Annotated in this window: 16 protein-coding genes and 1 pseudogene; 6 read left to right on the top strand and 11 right to left on the bottom strand. The window is 61.1% G+C overall.

Annotated features, from left to right (window positions below):
* Positions 1-31 precede the first annotated feature (31 nt).
* From HB777_21950 to HB777_21940, 3 genes are read right to left on the bottom strand one after another with little or no spacing between them, the layout of a single operon-like run.
* Positions 32-886 carry an MBL fold metallo-hydrolase gene (locus HB777_21950; protein QND66314.1) on the bottom strand — a complete coding sequence of 285 codons (855 nt, stop codon included), beginning with the start codon at positions 884-886 and terminating at the stop codon, positions 32-34.
* A gap of 23 nt (positions 887-909) precedes the next feature.
* Complete coding sequence (locus tag HB777_21945) at positions 910-1,356, bottom strand: cyclic nucleotide-binding domain-containing protein (protein ID QND66313.1); 447 nt, start codon at positions 1,354-1,356, stop codon at positions 910-912.
* 34 nt (positions 1,357-1,390) lie between these two features.
* Positions 1,391-4,105 carry an ABC transporter ATP-binding protein gene (locus HB777_21940; GenBank protein QND66312.1) on the bottom strand — a complete coding sequence of 905 codons (2,715 nt, stop codon included), beginning with the start codon at positions 4,103-4,105 and terminating at the stop codon, positions 1,391-1,393.
* A 269-nt stretch (positions 4,106-4,374) separates the two neighbouring features.
* Between HB777_21940 and HB777_21935 the strand changes: the two genes are divergently transcribed.
* Entirely contained in the window at positions 4,375-5,046 is a 672-nt protein-coding gene (locus HB777_21935; GenBank protein ID QND68864.1) for a class I SAM-dependent methyltransferase, read from the top strand.
* Between the two features lie 140 nt (positions 5,047-5,186).
* On the opposite strand, the gene HB777_21930 is transcribed toward HB777_21935, so the two are convergent.
* The 7 genes from HB777_21930 to HB777_21900 form a co-directional block, all read right to left on the bottom strand.
* Positions 5,187-6,338, bottom strand: a complete 1,152-nt coding sequence (locus HB777_21930; GenBank protein QND66311.1) for a glycosyl transferase — start codon at positions 6,336-6,338, stop codon at positions 5,187-5,189.
* Complete coding sequence (locus HB777_21925) at positions 6,335-7,579, bottom strand: glycosyltransferase family 4 protein (protein ID QND66310.1); 1,245 nt, start codon at positions 7,577-7,579, stop codon at positions 6,335-6,337. The genes HB777_21930 and HB777_21925 overlap by 4 nt, the downstream gene beginning before the upstream one ends.
* 1 nt (position 7,580) lies before the next feature.
* Positions 7,581-8,795 (bottom strand): hypothetical protein, encoded by a 1,215-nt coding sequence (locus tag HB777_21920; protein QND66309.1) that lies wholly within the window; start codon positions 8,793-8,795, stop codon positions 7,581-7,583.
* Between the two features lie 178 nt (positions 8,796-8,973).
* The gene (locus HB777_21915; GenBank protein ID QND66308.1) at positions 8,974-9,513 is read right to left on the bottom strand and encodes a hypothetical protein; all 540 of its coding nucleotides are present in this window, start codon (positions 9,511-9,513) and stop codon (positions 8,974-8,976) included.
* A 578-nt stretch (positions 9,514-10,091) separates the two neighbouring features.
* Positions 10,092-10,916: an alpha/beta hydrolase gene (locus HB777_21910; protein QND68863.1), complete on the bottom strand. Its 825-nt coding sequence runs from the start codon at positions 10,914-10,916 to the stop codon at positions 10,092-10,094.
* 10 nt (positions 10,917-10,926) lie between these two features.
* Positions 10,927-12,408, bottom strand: a complete 1,482-nt coding sequence (locus tag HB777_21905) for an NAD-dependent succinate-semialdehyde dehydrogenase (protein ID QND66307.1) — start codon at positions 12,406-12,408, stop codon at positions 10,927-10,929.
* A 16-nt stretch (positions 12,409-12,424) separates the two neighbouring features.
* Positions 12,425-13,651, bottom strand: coding sequence for an iron-containing alcohol dehydrogenase (locus HB777_21900; protein ID QND66306.1), 1,227 nt, complete (start codon positions 13,649-13,651; stop codon positions 12,425-12,427).
* A gap of 145 nt (positions 13,652-13,796) precedes the next feature.
* Between HB777_21900 and HB777_21895 the strand changes: the two genes are divergently transcribed.
* The 5 genes and pseudogenes from HB777_21895 (at position 13,797) to HB777_21875 (ending at position 18,760) form a co-directional block, all read left to right on the top strand.
* The gene (locus tag HB777_21895) at positions 13,797-14,498 is read left to right on the top strand and encodes a GntR family transcriptional regulator (GenBank protein QND66305.1); all 702 of its coding nucleotides are present in this window, start codon (positions 13,797-13,799) and stop codon (positions 14,496-14,498) included.
* A gap of 11 nt (positions 14,499-14,509) precedes the next feature.
* Positions 14,510-16,102: a sugar ABC transporter ATP-binding protein gene (locus tag HB777_21890; GenBank protein QND66304.1), complete on the top strand. Its 1,593-nt coding sequence runs from the start codon at positions 14,510-14,512 to the stop codon at positions 16,100-16,102.
* Positions 16,090-17,087: pseudogene (locus HB777_21885) on the top strand (ABC transporter permease). Before HB777_21890 ends, HB777_21885 begins: the two are co-directional and overlap by 13 nt.
* A gap of 55 nt (positions 17,088-17,142) precedes the next feature.
* On the top strand, positions 17,143-18,093 hold the full coding sequence (locus HB777_21880) for an ABC transporter substrate-binding protein (protein QND66303.1): 951 nt from the start codon (positions 17,143-17,145) through the stop codon (positions 18,091-18,093).
* A gap of 73 nt (positions 18,094-18,166) precedes the next feature.
* The gene (locus HB777_21875; protein QND66302.1) at positions 18,167-18,760 is read left to right on the top strand and encodes a DJ-1/PfpI family protein; all 594 of its coding nucleotides are present in this window, start codon (positions 18,167-18,169) and stop codon (positions 18,758-18,760) included.
* A gap of 294 nt (positions 18,761-19,054) precedes the next feature.
* Here HB777_21875 and HB777_21870 read toward each other — a convergent pair whose 3' ends face one another.
* Positions 19,055-19,654, bottom strand: a complete 600-nt coding sequence (locus tag HB777_21870) for an NAD(P)-binding domain-containing protein (GenBank protein QND66301.1) — start codon at positions 19,652-19,654, stop codon at positions 19,055-19,057.
* Positions 19,655-19,660 lie beyond the last annotated feature (6 nt).

The raw sequence follows: 19,660 nt of genomic DNA, 5'->3' as shown, positions 1-19,660 counted from the left end.
TAGCGCTTTCCCTGGGGAATGGAAAAATAGCTCAGCGCTTTTTGTGCAATGAGACCGGAAATTTGAGCGTCTGGCCATCCCACGCGGCAAAAGCGCCGGCAAACCTGTCCTTGGCCAGTTTCTCCATCTCGTCCAGTTGCTCGTCGGTGCGTGTCGGATCGTGGTGAAACAGCGCGAGCCCCCGCGCACCGGCCGCCTCACAAAGCTTGACGCCCTGTTGCCATGTCGAGTGGCCGTTACCGCGGCGCCGTTCCATTTCCTTCTCGGTGTAGGTGCAATCGTAGATGACGAGGTCGGCATCTTCGATCAGGCCGAGCACCGACTGATCGAGTTTGTCCGGCTCGTGCTCGGTGTCCGTGATCACCGCCACGACGCGGCCGCCCCATTCGACCCGGTAGCCTATGCAACCACCCGGATGGGTGAGACTGCCGGTCCGAACCACCACGCCTTCGCGCGGCCGAAGCACGTCTCCGGACACGAAATCGCGGCAGTCGAGCTTGGCCTTGCAGACGTCCATTTTCACCGGAAACCAGGGCGGCCGTATGAACTCATCGATCATCTGCCGGGTCGTCATGCGTCCTGCAAGATGCCCGGACCAAAGCGTAAACTTGACGCTTGGGTCAAAGATCGGCGCAAAAGCCGGCAGCCCGATGATGTGATCGTAATGACAATGGGTGAAAAGCAGGTCGAAATCGGTCACATCCGACGCCTGAAGCGCCCTGCCGGCAGGCCGTAGGCCAGAGCCCGCGTCGAACAGAAGCGTATGCTTGCCGCATCGCATCTCGATGCAGATTGTGTTGCCGCCATAGCGAGCGAATTCTGGCCCGGATACCGCGATGCTGCCGCGCACGCCCCAAAATCTGACCAGGAAAAAATCGTCGTCCATACTACTTTTCGCCCATCGTAGCTCTAGGCGGTTCGTGCGTCGATCAGATCCGCGGTCGTATGGCTTAGCCGATCGGCAAGAACCCGCAATATCTCGATGGTCATTTCCGGGAACTCCTTCATAAGCCTTAGGAAATGATCCTTGCGGATTCTCAAGACCTCCAGATCACTTGCCGCTCTGACGGTGGCAGTGCGGGAGCTGTTGCACAATATGGCGATCTCGCCAACGATCGAATTTGGCAGCAGTTCGGCAACTTTTATCTGCCCGCTGTCGGAATCGACCAAAATATCCGCCCTGCCCGAAAGGATGACATAGGCGGCGTCTGCCTCGTCGCCCTGCCGGAAAAGAATCTGGCCGGCGCTGTAGTTCACGCGATCGGATGTGAACGCAAGCAGCTTGAGCTTTGCCGGCTCGATGCCAGAGAACAAGGGAACGCGTTGCAGCATTCCAACTTCATCCTTGAGCAGCATTGTCGCAAACCTTCCTAAATTCGCGTCTGCCAGACTATGACAGAAGTTCCTTGAAGATACCGTTCTCTGCCAAAAGTGTCTCGTGTGTACCGTCTTCCACCAGTTGACCCGAGTCAAAGACGATAACGCGATCGAACATCATCGCCATTGCCGGACTCGTCACGACCCACACAATCGCCGGCGAATGGCCGTCGCGTCTGGCTTCCTCGAGCACGTTTCGCAGCACCTTGTCCTGAATGCGCTGGTCGAGCGCCGACAGCGGCCGGTTGAGAATGAGAAAATCGGGACGCTTGAGCAGGGCCCGGGCAACATCGAGCTTTTGTCGCTGTCCACCGGTCAGCCGCCTGCCGCCGGCGCCGACGTTGAAGTCCAGGCCGACATCCAGAAGCTCGGCATAAAGCCCCAGTTCGTCAAGAATTTCATAGACGATGGAGCGTATCCGGTCCGGCGCGTCGGGATGGTTGTTGCCAACACGCCCGAACAGGACATTGTCCATGACGGTGGCCGCGGCGATGTATTTGGCAGGATCATACCGTTCGATCGCGTTTTGCAGCTCGGGCGGCAGGTTTTCATAGAACTGGTTGCGTGCGGCGACGATCTTGCTCATCAACTCGTCGGTCAGCAGGCCGAAGCGGTGCCGGGGCTCGATATAGGCAAAGCTCAAGGTGATGATCATGGCGCGGTCGGCCTCCGAAACCGCCTCGTAGGGACGGTTCTTGAGCCGCTGCAGTAAGGTCTCGTAGGCGGGGATCTCCTCGGCGCTCATGAAGGCGAGCTGCTGGAAGAACTGGTGATCGGGCGGCAGGTCGGCAAACAGCTCGATCGCCTGTTCGGCGATCTCCATGCCCATTTCGTAGAGCGTGCGGTCAAGGCCGGCTTGCTTCAGCACGGAAGCAAAATAGGGATTGGCCGCCAGAGCCTTGTCGGCCAGTTCGGGGCCGGCGGCAGCACCGAAAAGCAGGTTCTGACCGATCGTCGCTTCCGTGTTGTAAGCGCCCGGCTCGAAAGGAACCACCAGTTCGCGCAGCCCTTCCTGTTCCAGCCTGGTTCGCAGCGCCGCACGCAGTTCGACGATCCGCCCGGCAAGCTTCGTGTGACGTGTGAGGTCGGCCGAAGAGCGCAAGCCAAGATCCAGAATGTCGCGCGACAGAAGAACCGCGTCGAGCACCCGGCGCACCGCTTCAAAGAGGTCGTGCGGGCCGGTAGCACCGGCGGAAGCATAGTCGATCCAGTCGCTGTGGATATCGAAATCCGGATTGCCCGACCGGCGCGCCTCGTCGATGTTCCAGCGCTGCTGGTCTGCCGCGGCGCCGTCATAAGTCACCGATGTCAGCGGTGCATGCTTCAACCCGTAGAGCAGGTTATCGCGCAGGCTTGCGTGGAACAGGAAAACATCCGACGAGGCGTAGGACATGCGCCGGCCGGTCACTGCTTCGGGGAGTTCAAGCAGGTCATCGGCGCCCGAAGCGACCTTTCCGCTTTCCGGCCAGTTCAGCCGCGCGAAGGCTTCTGCTAGCGCCTCCGCTCCACCTGTTGGGGTGCTGACCAGCGCCACCGTCTCAGCCGGCTTGACCTGCATGGAGATACGGTTGAGGAGCATTGCACCACCATCGTCTGCGATGGACAGACCGACCGCCGACAGCGGGTTTGTCATCGGACCGGGATCGTCGATCGTTAGTGCTCCGATCCCCGGCGCAATGATATCCTCGACGGTGAACTGTTCAACGACCTGCTGATATTTGACCTGGACATCCTGCCGATCCTGATCCCAGTCGATCAGTTCCTTCATCGGTCCGGGCAGGTCCTTGTAGGCGCCGATCACGGCCACGAGCTGGCCGACGTCCAGCCGGCCCCCGATGACCAGATACCCGCCGATCATGTAGAACAGAAAGGGTGTGAGCTGCGCGAGAAAATTGTTGAGGAACTTTACCATGAATTTCCATTGGTAAAGATCGAAGCGGATCTTGAAGATGAGCCCGAGCCGGGCAGCTATGTCGGCGCGCTCGTAGTTTGACGTGTCGTGGACGTGAACCGCGCCGATGCCGTCGACGATTTCGCCAACCCGGCCCGAAAGCGCGCGCGCCGTCAATTGCCGTTGGCGCCCGAGCACGAGCAGCCGCCGCCGCATTCGCGGGATGAGCACGATCTGGATCACCACGATCACGACCGCTATCATTCCAAGCCAGACGTTCTGGACCATGATGAACAGCATGGCTGTCAGCGCCTGGCCGCCGAGCAGCACCGGCTGCAGAAATGCATCGCCGATGAAGCCGCCCAGCGGCTCCACCTCGTCCTTCACCATGGTCGCCACTTCGGCGGATTTCACCCGCTTGAAGTAAATCGGCGGAAAACGCAGCACACGATCGATCAGATCGAAGCGGATACGCCGCAGCATGCGTTCGCCGAGGCGGCCCTTGTAGGTGTTGATGTAGAGTTTGAACAGGCCGTTGATGACGACCAGCAGCAGGAACACGAGGCTCAGGGCAAGCAGCGTCGCCGTGCGGTCGAGCTGAAAGCCGGAGAAGAACTGGACCTCGCCAATGAACGGCAGGTTATAGTGCAGCCTCATGAAGGGCAGGGTCGCGCCGGGTTGCTCGAACCCCTTGCCCTGGATCGGGCCGTTGACGATCAGCTTCGGCAGGTCGAAGGACATGAAATACGGGATCATCGAAAGCAGGACGATCATCAATATCCAGATCTGCTGCTTCCTAGTGTGCTTCCAGATATAGTGGGCTAGGCTGGGTTCCATATGCGACTGTGGACCCTTCAGCTGGAAGGATGCAGGATGGAGAGGCACCTGCTGGCGAATGGTGTATCGGCGATTTCTTCGTCGCCGGCGACAAGCTCGAAGCTGCAGTGCATGGAGGACGCCGACGGTCCGGACAGATGCAACCGGCACTCTCCGGCACCGGGCAATGGAGAAGCGGCTAGCAGCATATTCATGTCCGTGGATCAACAGCCTTGCTGGGGCAAGATTGCGTTGTGTCGCCCGAAATCCCACCATACAAGACGAATATGATGGATGTCACGCAACCACGCAATGCCGGCATGGACGGGCACGAGCAAGCCCTGGACCTCACGCGGGGAATTGCTGCCTATGTCAACCACCCTCTCGTGGCCGGGCTGGCGCGCGTCATCGCCAAGCATCCGCAGGCCGATATCGCCAACGCCTTCAACCACAAGCAGGTCGCCTGCAAGATGTGGGCGCTCGACAAGCTGTTCGAAAGCAACGGCGGCCGGTTCGGGCGCATATGGGTTCTGGGCGGATGGTACGGCGTATTGCCGGCAATGCTTTTCAACGACGCCCGTTTCGACATCGCGGCGATCGACAGCATCGACATCGATCCTGAAGTCGGGCCGGTCGCCCGGACCCTCAACCGGGAAGCAGGCGACCGCTTCCGGGCGCTGACGGAAGATATGTACGCACTCGACTATGCGGCCGGGCGGCCCGACCTAGTGGTCAATACGAGCTGCGAACACATAGCCGACCTGGGTGCCTGGCTTGCCCTGCTTCCGCGGGGCACGAATGTGCTACTGCAATCGAACGATTACTTCAGCGAGCCGACGCACATCAACTGCGTGGCTTCGCTTGCAGCCTTCGAAGCGATGGCGGCGCTACGGGAGATCAGGTTCTCCGGCGAACTGCCGACAAAAAAATATACGCGCTTCATGCTGATTGGAACTGTCTGAAGCGCGTTGCGCGAATCCAACCGAGATGCGACCTGCGCTAATGCATGTCGCCCAAAAGTGGCCCCGGTTTTGGGAGATCGACATGCATAAAGACAAAGACCTAAAGCGCGTCGCCTGAATCCGTTCAAACGCGACGCGCTTTAGGATTTCGAGGACCAGGTTCGATGGCGCTCGCGCAGGATTTGCGCCGAGTGACGGGCGCCTTCCAGATCGAGACGATGCGCGGCTGGCGTCGGTCCCGCAAGCGCCTGTTCGATCGCTTGCGCCAGACCTTCAGGCGTCAGGTCCTTTTCCATCCGCACCGTTGCAAGACCGAGCTCTTCGAGCATCAGGGCGCGAACCGTCTGTTCCGTTTCCCCGCCGGCTGCAAAGGGAACGAGCAGCGAGCGACAGCGCGCGCGCAGGACATCGCAGACCGTGTTGTAACCCGCCTGCGAGACCGACAGGCGGGCGCCGGCCAGCAAGCTGGCGAAATCCTCGCGAAACCGGAAGATGGACAGGCCCGGCGTGGCATCGCCTGAAATCGCGTCAAACTCGTCCTTCGGCAGGTTTGGGCCGGTGATCAGACACCATTTCCAGGCGTTGTCGGCATTCCGCGCTGCTGCGACGGTGGACCGGACAAGGTTCTTTCCGGCGGCCCCGCCGCCAACCGACACCACAACGTCGAAACGCTCGGAGGCCGCAGGCGCTGGTGGCGCGGCAACGAGCCCTGTGTACGCAACCTCGGCCCTGATCGCTCCCGCCAGTGGAAATGTCTTGTCGATGGTTGCGAAAGCCGGATCGCCATGGACCATGACAAGGTCAAAATGCCTGTTGACGAGATCGACCGTTTCCTCGTTTCGGCCCGGCTTGACGCGCTCCTGAAGGATATCACGGACGGACGTCACCAGCAGCGGTCTGGGCGACGCCGCGTCGATGGCCTCGATCAGCGGCAAGAGTTCGAAACGCATCTGCCGGCGTCCAAATGGAAACGCCTCGACAATGACGATATCAGGCCTGCGATCCCGGAATGCCTGCAGCAGCATCTCTGAACGCCGTTTCTTGAAATCATCGTCGATGGGCTTGCCCTGCAGGTCGACAAGTCCGGAAAATCCTTCATCACTGGAGGTGACAGGTGGCAGGGTTACGGATATTGCCCCCAATCCCGGAAACCCCGCGACCGGCGCTCCGCCAGTGACGACGGTTACGTCAAACCCGTCATCGACCAGAGCTGCCGCGACGCGGCTGGAGCGCGCGAGATGGCCGATGCCGAGCAGGTGCTGGACATAGAAGAAAGCGCGCAGCCGCTTCATTCGGCGGCCCGCCACTCCCGTTCGAACAGCTCCTTGAGCTGTCCAATGCTTGCCATATGATCGAAATTGCCGCGCACGCGCGCCTCTGCGGCGTCGCCGAGGCGGGCACGCAGCAGGGGATCACGGATCAGGCGCTCCAGCGCCCGTGCCAGGGCGATTGGGTTTTCCGTCGGAACCAGCAGCCCGGTTTCATCCGGCGATAAAAGCTCCGGCACGCCGGAAATATCGGTCGACACGCAGGCAAGCCGCTGGCTGGCCGCCTCCACCAGAACATTCGGAAGACCGTCCCGGTCGCCATTTGCGGTGATCCTGCAGGCCAGGGCGAAGATGTCGGCACGGCGGTAGTGCTCGAGCACCTCCTCCTGCGCGAGAGCGCCTTTCCAAGAGACGCGACCATCCAGTCCGAGCTTTTGCGCCAGCGCCTTGAGCCGTTCCAGTTCCTCGCCGCCGCCAATATGCTCGAAACGCCACGCCAAATCACCTGGCAAGAGGGCAAGGGCCTCCAGCAAGGTATCGTAACCTTTCTTTGCAACGGCGCGCCCGACACTCAGAACGATGACCGGTTCGTCCGGCGCCGAGCCGTCATGCTGTTTTCGTGCCTCGCCGGAAATGCCGAAGCGATCAAGGTCGAGCCCATGATAGCTCAGATGCACAGACGAGTTGCCGTTAGCGAGTTTTTTCAGACGGTCGAAGCCGGTTTTCGTGCAAGTGACCGTCCAGCGCGCCGAGGCAAGCTTGCCAGCCAGATCCCAGTCCGCCGAAGTCCAGATGTCCTTGGCATGGGCCGAGCAGCTCCAGGGCAGGCCACGAAGCTGGCTGGCATAGCGCGTCACCGATGCCGGCGTGTGCGCGAAATGTGCATGCAGCCAGCCCGCATCTTCCGGCCATTCGGCCGCCAGCACGAGCGCTTGCCCGAAGCGGCGCACGCGATTGCGCGTAAAGTCGCGGGGGATATCGGCCGCCAGCGATCCGAGCGCGCGCCAGAAGCCCGGCCGCGGCAGACAAGCAAACAGCGAGCGAACCACGCGCAGCGGCTCTTCATGCAGATATTCCGGCAGATAATGGACGGGCGCTTTGATCTCGTCATGCACGGGGTGGCGTTTTGCGTCGGTCGGCCGCCTGAGCGCGAAGAGTATCAGATCGAACCCCGCACGCTCCAGACCGAGCAGTTCCTGCGCGATGAAGGTTTCCGACAGCCGCGGATAGCCCTTCAGAACCACGACGATCTTGCGACGTTGCAACTCAGTTCATTCCCTCAATGACCGAAAGGTGATGGCCGGCCCGCCGGTCGAGCAGTTCCGCGACGATTTCGGAAATATGAGGCAGCCCTTCCAGCGTCAGGTGCGGATTGCTCTGTGATGGGCGGGGCCGGTCCGGCAGCGCCACCAGTGCATCGGCAAACCGCTGGGAATCCTTGGCTTCTTCCGGCAAAAGCATCTCGATGAGGCCGAGCTCGGCTGCGCGCCGTGCGCGGATCAGTTGTTCCTCGCGGGGTTCGACGCGCGGCACGATCAGCGCCGGCTTGTCGAAAGACAGTATCTCGCAATAGGTGTTGTAACCGCCCATCGCCACAACCGCCTTGGCGCCGGCAATCAGCTCTTCCATGCGGTTGTCGAACTCGATGATCTTGATATAGGGAATCTTGGACCCCTTCTTGAGCAGTTTGTTGCGCTTGCGCGCTGGCATGTAAGGCCCAAGCACGATCAGCGCCCTATGCTGCAACTGCGGATCCTGCTGATAGGCATCGATGACGTCGTGGATCAGTTCGGCGCCGTCACCACCGCCACCGGTGGTAACGAGGATATAGTCGCCCTCGGGCCGGTGGCCGGGCAACTCGTTCTTCTGCAGGCTCCGTTGCAGGAAACCGACAAACTTCATCTTTGCCCTGACAGCCGGCGGCACATCCAGGCCGGTCAACGGATCGTAGAAATCCGGCGGACCATAGGCCCAGACCTTGTCGTAGAACAGGCCTATCTTGCGCATCACATCCCTGCGTGCCCACTCTGCTTCGAGCAGATGCGGCGCGTCCATCACCTCGCGCAGGCCAAGCACGAGCGTGGTGCCCCGCGTCTTGAGGTAGGACAGCGTGTCCTCGATCTCACCGCGCAGGCCGAGCGGCTCCTTGTCGACGATGAAGATATCCGGCCTGAAGGTCTCGGCTGTGTGGCGGATGATCGACTGGCGCATCCTTAGCGTCTCATGCAGATCGATATCCTTTTCCAGCGAGGTGTATTCGCCGTTGCGCAACTTGATGACGCTGGGGATCTTCACGAAGTCGACACGGGCGCGGTAGTCAAAGGCGCCAGCAATAGGCGCACCCGAGATGATAAGCACCTGAAGTCCGCGAAAATCCTCGACCAGCGAATGCGCGATCGTCCGGCAGCGCTGCAAGTGGCCGAGCCCGAACGTGTCGTGGCTGTACATGAGAATTCGAGCGTTTTGTACGTGCTGTGTCATTGTTGAACGTCTCTTAGAATTCTCGCATTGAGGACCGTGAGCGACCCGCAGGCTTCGAAACCATCATCGGTCTACCGACCTGTTTTGAAACATGATGGCGCAATTTTCAATTTGTATTACCCAAGGGGTCCAAGGATGACGCACTTCTTGATCGTGCCTTCAGGCTGATCGTCGTCCGCTATACGACGTTCGACGATGTCGTCCAAAGCTTATTAATCACTCCAAAGGTCGGGCAATCCGAGCCGCCGCGTGCCAACGCCTCGTGGCTGAAAGTGGCGCCAGCTATCACCAATTCGAAGGTATCCTGTGGAATGCCTGTCAGATAAGCTTTCTGATTACCTGAGCCCGAAACTGGATGGAATGGCGAATATCGCCTCTGCAGGAGCGGGCCGAGACTCCCTATTATTGCTTTGGGATGGATCGAAGGGCAAAGCGGTGTCCAAAAGATCGGCGGAAGCCATCCCCCTTGATTCCAATTAACTCCTGTCTCTCCGAACTCCATTGGTTTCAGAGCGGTGAGGGCGAATTCCGCTATCCTGCCAATATACCAAATTGCTTGATCGGCATAAAGGACAAGGTCGTCGGGCTTCGCACCGCGCTTATTGTTGTAGAAACCATTTCGGGCGCCATTGCTCTCGGTCTTGGAGGACCAAAGGTGCTGCCCGTCAATCTCTTGACGAGCGGTCTGACTATGATTCACCCACCAGAACTCAGCCATCTATCACCCAAGCTAGCCGGAAATTCGGCAGGAATCGAGTGGGCCCGCGCTGACAACACACCGCTTGCGGCAGGGTATGTGCAACACCGGTCGCTTGTCGATCGCTATGGCCTCTGGCTAATGCCTTGGCTGGGGCGGTAACGGTACTTTTTGAGACGGCCTGAGCGCGCCATCGAACGTCGCGAGGTGCAAAAATCGGCCGATTGGTCCCAATAGTCGGCGAAACCTCAAGATACTTCTTACGGCGATTTTCCCTTTAAAATCAAAAGTGTAACATTTTGACGGTCTCGATGTCGGAATTTGCGCTACGCCGAGAAATATTTGAGAATGATTTCAATGATTTATAAGATGTTTGAACAATCGAGTGGGAGTGATTCAGACCCATCCAAACGCCGCCGAAAACACGCCGGTCTGCGGCGTAACGTACTGGAGACAAAAATAAATCCGCCCAGGGACAATCGGTGCGCAGAGATTGGCTTTGACGGTCCGCCTGACGGACCTTGCGCATATTGCCCACTCGAATTTTTCCAAATACCGTCAGAGCCAGTGAGGCTCGTGACGGTATTTTTTGCCTCGCGTCAAATGCGGGTGCTTTCGATGACTCCCGCCAAGCAATCGCCTGCTTGGGTACCGGCGATACCTAAATCGCGCACGCTATCCATATGGTTCCGATCGCTCAGAGACACCTCGCTGACCGCGAGCCCCCGCGCACGCAGTCTCGCCGAGAACTCGGCGGCCTGGTGGTGAAAAGGTGGCGTTTCCTGCTCCCCGACGAGAATGGTCACTGTCGTCTCAGGTTCATGCCGCCGCGTCATCGGGGTGAAGGCGTCAGCCTCCTCGTCGGTGATGCCGATCAGCGGCTCAAGGAAGGATCCCTGCAGCGGCTTCAGGTCGTAGAGCCCACCCAGCAGCAGCGCGGCCTGGATGCGTGACGGTGCTGGTGTCTGCTCGAACAGGAATGTGGCAAGGTGCGCGCCGGCCGAATGGCCACTGACGCTCAGCCGGCCGGGATCGCCGCCATGGCCGGCGATGTTGTCCACCACCCATTGTTTGGCGCGCCGGACCTGCTCGATGATCTCCGCCATCCTGACTTCAGGCATCAGTGCATAATCGACGATGACCGCAATCGCGCCGGCTCTGGTGATGGTGTCCGCGATATAGGAATAGTCGCTTCTTGAAAACATGCGCCAGTAGCCGCCATGGACAAAGATGTGCACTGGAAGGCCGCTACGTCTTCCCTGCGGAAAGAACAGGTCGAGCCTCTCGGCTTTGCCTTGACCGTAGGGAATATCAGCAACCATGGGCAGCGTTGCCCGGGTCGTGGCACTGCGCGCCACGATATCGGCCACGATGTCATCGAAGTCGGCAACATGGTCGCGGGTGCGGAAGGGGTCTTTCGACATGGGTGCCCGATCAGAAGGTGACGGCGATATATTTCGCCTCCATGAACTCGGCGATGCCGTGATGCTGGCCGCCTTCGCGGCCAAGGCCGCTTTGCTTGACGCCGCCGAAGGGCGCCGCTGGATCAGACATGAGTCCCCGGTTGAGGCCTATCATACCGGCCTCGATTCCCGATGCCACACGCATGCCCCGCCCCACGTCGCGCGTATAGATATAGGCGGCAAGGCCATATTCCGTGTCATTGGCATATTCGATGGCCTCCTCCTCGGTTTCGAACCTGGTGATGGGCGCCACCGGCCCGAAGATCTCCTCATGCGCCATGTCGGCTTGGGGCGATACCTCCGAAAGCACCGTCGGCGGATAGAAAAAGCCTTCGCTGTCAGAAGTCGAGCCGCCGCAAAGTACCTTGGCTCCCCGCGACACCGCGTCTTTGACGAGGCGGTCGATCTTGTCGACAGCCTTTTTGGTGATCATCGGTCCGCACTCTGTGTCGGCATTCGTGCCGGCTCCCACCTTGAGCGCCGCCATACGCTTGCTGAGCCCTTCAGCGAAGGCATCGTGGATGCCTGACTGCACATAGAGGCGGTTGGCGGCGGTGCACGCTTCGCCGGCATTGCGCATCTTGGCGATCATGGCGCCATCGAGCGCGGCATCGAGATCGGCATCGTCGAAGACGACGAACGGCGCATTGCCGCCGAGCTCCATCGAACAGGAGATTACATGCCTGGCGGCCTCGCCGAGCAAGGTTCGGCCGACTCCAGTTGAGCCGGTGAAGGAGAGCTTCCTGACACGCGGATCGGCCAGCATGGCCGAGGTCAACGGGCCGGGATTGGTCGTGGTGATCACATTGACGACGCCGGCCGGCACGCCGGCGTCGCTGTAGAGCGCCGCCAGCGCGAAGGCAGTCAGCGGCGTTTCGCTGGCCGGTTTCAGGATGACCGTACAGCCCGCCGCCAACGCCGGCGCGATTTTCCGGGTCGCCATCGCGGCGGGAAAGTTCCAAGGCGTGATCAGCACGCAAATGCCGATTGGCTCATAGTCGACCACGATCCTGTTGGTGCCGGATGGCGCTGTGCCGAATTCTCCGGTGATCCGGACCGCCTCTTCGGCATTCCAGCGGAAGAACTCAGCCGCATAAGCCACCTCGCCACGCGCGTCGCGCAGCGCCTTGCCATTCTCCAGCGAGATCAGCATGGCGAGCGTTTCGGACCGTTCGACCATCAGCTCAAAACAGCGCCGAAGGATTTCCGAGCGTTTGCGCGGCGCCGTCTCCCGCCATCCTTTGGCCGCCTTGGCCGCGGCCTCGACGGCAGCGATGGCGTCCTCGAGCGTCGCATCGGGAACCGCGGCGATCACCGACCCTGAGGAGGGATCGACGACATCGATGAGCCGGCCATCCGAGGACGGTCGCCAGATGCCGTCGATATAGAGCCCGTGTGAAAAGCCGCGCACGTCATAGCCGTCCTGGTCGAGTTGCTGAGCGTTCAAATTCATCGCTTTGTTCCGTTTTTCACATAACGCATGCGGCGAGGTCGCCGTCATGGGCTGCCTGGACAAGGCGTCGCATGGTGGCGAGATCGAAGGGGCGCGGGTTGTTCTTGATGAGGCGGTCGATGCCGAGCGCTTGCTCGGCGGTCCAGTCAAGCTTGTCGGCGGGGAGGCCGAGATCCGCCAGCGTTGGCGTGATGCCGATCGCCGCGAACAGCCGCCTGATCTCTTCGATGGTGGCGGCTGCCATCTCGTTGGCGCTTTGCCCCTTGGTCGCAAGGCCAAGTGCCATACCGATCTCGCCCATTTCGGCGGCGGCCACGCGACTGTTATAGGTCATGACGTAAGGCATCATTGTCGCCACGCCCAAACCATGGGCCGTGTGGGTAAGGGCGCCGGCCGGATATTGCACGGCATGCGCCGCGGCCGTTCCGGCCGTCCCAAAGGCGCAGCCCGCTGCCAGCGCGCCCATCATGACATCGGCACGCGCATCGGCGTCGGTGCCGTCGGTGCAGGCTTTCTCCAGGCTCCGACCAAGCAGCTTTATCGCCAGCAACGCAAAATGGTCGGTGAGCGCAGTCTTTCCAATGAAGACGTGTTGTTGCGGCAGGTTCGGGTCTTCTCCGCGCCGCATGGCGGTGAAAGCCTCGATGGCATGCGTCAAGGCGTCGGCGCCGGCGATCGCGGTCAAGCCGGGCGGACAGGTCATCGTCAGTTCGGGATCGCAGACAGCGACAGCGGCGATGAGGTAAGGGCTCGATATGCCGACTTTAAGCGTCCGGTCTGGATCGGAAATAACCGCGACCGGCGTCACCTCGGAACCGGTGCCGGCCGTGGTGGGCACGGCGATCAGCGGCAGCGTCGGGCCCGGCACCTTGAACTCCCCGTAATAGTCCTGGAGCTTGCCGCCATGGCTGAGCAGCAAGGTGGCGCATTTGGCGAAATCAAGACAGCTGCCACCGCCGATGCCGATTACCATGTCCGGCTTGAACCCCTTCGCTTCCTCGACGCAGATGCCGACCGTGTCACGCGGCACGTCGGGCAGGACGCGGTCATGCACCAGCACCTCGATCGAGGCTGACTGAAGGGACTTGATGATCTCCGCGAACACCGCGGTGCCGGCGAAACGCTCATCGGTGCAAACCAGAGCGCGCCGACCGAATCGGTCGGCCACCGTCGGCAGCACGTGACGCTGCCCCTTCCCGAAAAGGATTTCACGCGGCAACCGCAGGGCGGCGAAGAGGGTCATGATGTTCGGGTCCTTTGACGGCGGCTGAACTGGAAACGAAGGGTATCTTTTGCTCTAAAACGTATCCGCTTTAAAATCGTATAGGATATAGGATTGCATCGACGGAACCATCGTGTTAGCAGTCCTCACTGTCAAGAGGCAAAAGATGCAGACCGCAAACTTACCCGATACGAGTGATGTCACCCTTGGCGCTGGTCGCATCCAGCGCGCCAACAGCCTTGTCGAGGATGTCTATGAAGCCATCTTCGCGCAGTTGATGGCGTTGAAGATCGCGCCAGGCTCACGCATTACAGTCGACAGCCTGGTCAAGGAATTCAACGTATCGCACACGCCGATCCGCGAGGCGTTGGGCCGACTCGAAGGCGAAGGCCTGGTGCTCAAGACGCATCTGATCGGTTATCGTGCCGCGCCCCAGATCACCCGGCGCCGTTTCGACGAATTGTACGAGATGCGTCTGCTGCTCGAACCGCATGGCGCGGCAAAGGCCGCCGCAGCCATGGACGAGGCCAAGCTCAATCTGTTGCTCGAAGCCGCCGGCGTGATGTCGCGCCGCGAAGGCAAGGACGACCGCGTACGCTATTCGAACTTCGCCAGGCAGGACGCGATCTTCCACGACAAGATCATGGAGTTCTCCCAAAACGAACTTATCCGCGAGACGTTGAGCCACCAGCATACGCACTTCCATATCTTCCGCCTGATGTACCATGCCCGCGTGACCGAGGAGGCGCTCGACGAACACGAGGCGATCCTCGCCGCGTTCGGCGCGGCCGATCCCGATGCCGCCGAAAAGGCGATGCGCATCCACATAGAGCACTCGCGCGATCGCCTGCTGCCGGCATTCGATTGAGGTCGAAACCCATGTCCATTGCCGCGAATATCGCCGGGGAGGGCGGAAGCACGTTGTCCAGCGATGCGCCGGGTTCGCTCGAACCGGTGCTGCGCGCCCAGGGCTTGTCCAAGCAGTATGGCCCGGTGACGGTGTTGTCGGATGTCACGATCGAGGTCCTGCCCGGTGAGGTCCACGCCATTATCGGCGAGAACGGCGCCGGCAAGTCGACACTGATGCGGCTGCTGTCCGGCTATGTCGAACCGACGCGCGGCACACTGTCGATGGCCGGGCGGCCGGTGAAGTTCGCCAAGCCTGCCCAGGCGCAGGATGCCGGCATCGCCTTGGTCCATCAGGAGATACTGCTCGCCGAGGGGCTCACCGTAACCGACAATCTGTTTCTGGGGCGTGAGCTTTCACGTGGCCATGTCGTGGATGACCGCACCATGCGGCGGCTGGCTGCCGAGAAACTGGCGCAGATCGGTTGCGCCGTCTCGCCGACCGCACTGGTGCGCGACGTCTCGCTGGCCGACCGGCAGATGGTGCAGATCGCCCGCGCCCTGCTTGACGACCACAAGGTGGTGATCTTCGACGAGCCGACCGCCGTGCTGACCGGCGGCGAGGTTGAACGGCTTCTGGAGATCGTCCTGCAACTGAAGGTCCATGGCACCGCCGTGCTCTATATCAGCCATCGGCTGGACGAGGTGCAGCGGGTCGCCGACAAGGTGACCGTTCTGCGCGACGGCAAGATGGTCGGCACCTATCCCGGCAAGACGCTAAGCCAGATGGACATGGCGCGGTTGATGGTCGGCCGCGAACTGGCGGCACTCTATCCCGAAAAAACCGTGGCGCCCTCGGATGTGCCGATGCTGAGTGTCAGCAACGCCTCCGTTCCCGGCTATGCCGAGGGTGTGTCGTTCACGGTCCACAAGGGCGAGATCCTTGGGTTTGCCGGCATGGTCGGGGCGGGCCGCACCGAACTCTTCGAGGGCATTGTCGGCCTGCGCCCGGCGACCGCCACCGTCGAACTCAAGAGCAAGCCGGTCCATTTCCAGTCGCAACGCGCCGCGATCGACGCCGGTGTCGGCTACCTGACCGAGGATCGTAAGGGCAAGGGACTGCTACTTCAGGAGCGCCTGGCGCCCAACCTTACGCTCTCAGCGCTCGGCCTGTTCCACCCCGGCCTCTCGATGGGTCGGCGCCGCGAAGCGGAGGCCCTGGAACAGGCCGTCGACACCTATGACATCAGGCCGAAGAGCTTCAGTGCCAAGGCAGTTCAGCTTTCAGGCGGAAACCAGCAGAAGCTTCTGCTGGCCAAAGTGCTGCTGACCGACCCGTCCGTGGTCATCATCGACGAGCCGACACGCGGCATCGACATCGCCAACAAGGCGCAGATCTACGCCTTCATCCAGGGCCTGGTGGCCAAGGGAAAGGCCTGCATCGTCATCTCTTCGGAGATGCAGGAACTGATCGGCATTTGCGACCGCATCCTGGTGATGCGGGAAGGCCGCATCACCGGCGAGGTTTCCGGCGCCGAAATGACCGAAAGCAATGTGGCGGTACTGGCGACCAGTGGCCCCAAGCCAAGGCCGAAAGCCAAGGGAGGCACTGAATGGCTGTCATGACCGAATCTGCATCCAGGGGTCGTCCCCTCGATCTCAACATCGGTTGGACCGACATCGGGCCCCTCCTTGCGCTGGCGGCTCTGCTGGTGGTCGGTTATCTCATCAACCCCGATTTCCTGTCCGCCACCAACCTCGCCAACGTCATCACCCGCAGCGCCTTCATCGCCATTATCGCGGTCGGCGCGACTTTTGTGATCTCGTCCGGGGGCTTGATCTTTCTGTCGGCTCGATGGCCGCCTTCATCACCGGCATCACCATCATGTTCATGAACGCGGTGGCGCCGCATGCCGGCATCTGGGCAATTCCCGCGGGCATGGTGGTGGCGATCCTGGTCGGCCTGCTGTGCGGGCTTGCCAACGGGCTCATCGTCACGGTTGGCAAGATCGAACCGTTCATCGCCACGCTGGGCACGATGGGGATTTTCCGGGCGCTGATAACCTATCTGACAGACGGCGGCACGATACCGATCGACCGGTCGCTGCGCGACGCCTACCGGCCGGTCTATTTCGGCACGGTCGGCGGGATCCCGATCCCCATCCTGATATCCGTCGCCGTCGCCGCGGTCGCATCCTTCATCCTCTACAAGATGAAATATGGGCGCAAATGTGCGGCGGTCGGCGCCAATGAGGATGTCGCCCGCTATTCCGGCATCTCGGTGATCAAGACGCGGACCGTCGCCTACATCGTCCAGGGTGTCTGCGTGGCCATCGCCGCGATTTGCTACGTGCCGCGCCTGGGCGCCGCGACGCCGACCACCGGGCAGCTTTGGGAATTGCAGGTCATCACAGCCGTGGTGATTGGCGGCACCGCGCTGCGCGGCGGCAAGGGCCATGTGTGGGGGACGGTCGCCGGCGCCGTCATCCTGGAACTCATCGCCAACCTCATGGTGCTGTCGGACTTCGTCTCCGAATACCTCGTTGCCGCTGTTCAGGGCGTCATCATCATCATCGCCATGCTCATCCAGCGGTTTTCGAATTCGAAATAGCGCCGCGTCCGGACCACGCGGATTAACGTTCTTGTAGGTCCAATGGGAGAAGACAATGTTCAGTAGAAAATGGATTGCGGCGGCGGCACTTGGCTCGCTGCTGCTGGCCGGCCAGGCCATGGCGCAGGACAAGAAAGTCATCGCCGTGTCGATACCGGCGGCCGATCACGGCTGGACCGCCGGCATCGTCTATCACGCGCAGGCCGCGGCCAAGGAAATCAATGCCGCATTCCCGAACGTCGAAGTCGTCGTGAAGACGTCACCGTCGGCGGCGGAGCAGGTCAGCGCGCTTGAGGACCTGTCTGCCAGCCGCAAGCCGGATGCTTTGGTGATCCTGCCTTACAGCTCGGAAGAACTGACCCAGCCGGTCAAGGCGATCAAGGACATGGGCACGTTCATCACCGTCGTCGATCGCGGTCTGACCGACGCGTCGATCCAGGATCTTTACCTCGCCGGTGACAATATCGCGGTCGGCACCAACACCGCCAAGTTCATGATCGACAAGCTCGGCGGCAAGGGCGACGTGGTTGTGCTGCGCGGCATTCCGACCGTCATCGACGACGAGCGCATCAAGGGCTTTCAAGACACGATCAAGGGCACGAACCTGAAAGTCCTCGACATCCAGTACGCGCATTGGAACAGCGACGAAGCCTTCAAGCTGATGCAGGACTACCTGGCCAAGTACCCGCATATCGATGCGGTCTGGGCCAATGACGACGACATGCTGCTTGGCGTGCTCGAGGCCGTGAAGCAATCGGGCCGGACCGACATCAAGCTGGCGCTCGGTGGCAACGGCATGAAGGACATCGTCAAGAAGGTGATCGACGGCGACGCGATGACGCCGGTCGAGACTCCGTACCCGCCGTCGATGATCAAAACTGCCATCTACATGACGGTCGCCAACCTGATCGGCCAGGCACCCGTCCGTGGCACCGTCAAGCTCGACGCGCCGCTGATCACCCAGGCCAACGCCAAGGAATACTATTTCCCGGACTCGCCATTCTGACCCTATCCGATTTCACCGAAAGGCAGGGCGCGGTCTGCGCCTTGCCTAGCTCAAAACACTGAGAGGAAGAGCCATGCCAGGCAAAAAGATACTGATGCTGACCGGTGAGTTCACCGAAGAATACGAGATCTTTGTCTATCAGCAGGCGATGGAAGCCGTCGGTCACACCATTCACGTGGTGTGCCCAGACAAGAACGCCGGAGATCTGATCAAGACCTCGCTGCACGACTTCGAGGGCGACCAGACCTACACCGAAAAGCTCGGCCACTATGCACTGATCAACAAGACCTTCTCCGAAGCAGAGAGGCAGCTCGATCAATATCATGCCGTCTACTGCGCGGGCGGCCGCGGCCCGGAATACATCCGCACCGACAAGCGCGTGCAGGCGATCGTGCGCCATTTCCACGAGGCCAAGAAGCCGATCTTCACGATCTGCCACGGCGTGCAGATCCTGATCGCGGTCGACGGTGTGGTGCGTGGTAAGAAGGTTGCTGCGCTCGGAGCCTGCGAGCCTGAGGTGACGCTGGCTGGCGGCACCTACATCGACCTGTCGCCTACCGAAGCCTATGTGGATGGGACGATGGTTTCCGCAAAAGGCTGGACGGCGCTTGCGGCCTTCATCCGCGAATGCCTCAAGGTCCTGGGAACGGAAATCCGCCACGCTTGAAACCTGACGGCGGGCGGAATAGATCGTCGCCCGCCGAATTTCTCCCAAGGTGGCCCGCGTCCAACATCAACGCGGGCCGACCGCGGCAGGGACGAGGTTTGCCGGCCGGCGAAAAGAACCGCTTTTCCTTGCCGTCGATCCGGCGAGCGTCAGCCTGTTCGATCCCGATGATGAGCAGCGCATCGATGTCTAAGGCAGGGGCACCGATAGGCGGAATACGCGGTCGCGCGCGCTGTTCGAAGACGTTAGCGCGCGCGACCAGTTCTCGGCGTCGATCGCACGGTCGTAGATCGATTACTGCTCCTTCTTGAACAAATCCTGGAAGATGAGCTGGCCCCAAACGCGGCCGCGTGCGTGCACCAGCGCGCCACCCTCGTTGAGCCTTCCCAGCTTGACGGGTGCGAACCCGAGTTGTTTGGCCAAGGCCGCCACGGGAGCGATCGCGTCCTCGTCGTCGCTCGACAGAAAGACCACCCGGTGGCCGCCCTCGACGACCGGGTCGGCAGCCAGGGTGGTTGCAATCAAGTGATTGAATCCTTTCACGAACCTGGCGCCGGTGAACGACTTCGCAACGAACGCGGAGGACGGGAGCCCGCCCAGCTCTTCAGGGACAGGAAACGCGTTCATCGCGTCGATGATTGTCTTGCCCTCCCAACTCGGCAGGGATTTCGCAACCTCGCGATGCTCCCCGAACGGGACCGCCAGGATGATCGTGTCGGCCTCGAGTGCTTCCCGCAGCGACTTGGCGACGACCGTGGGTCCAATCGCCCGAGCCTGCGGCGCCAACGCCTCGGGCGGCCGGCGGCCCGCGACGGTCACATCGATGTTTTTACGGGCGAAGGCGTGGGCGAGGGCCTGGCCTATCTTGCCGAATCCTACGATTGCGTAGCTCATAATGCT

Source organism: Mesorhizobium loti, assembly GCA_014189435.1.
GTDB classification, from domain to species: Bacteria; Pseudomonadota; Alphaproteobacteria; order Rhizobiales; family Rhizobiaceae; genus Mesorhizobium; species Mesorhizobium loti_G.
Note: the sequence above shows the minus strand (reverse complement) of the source record. Positions and strands in the feature narration are given on the sequence as shown.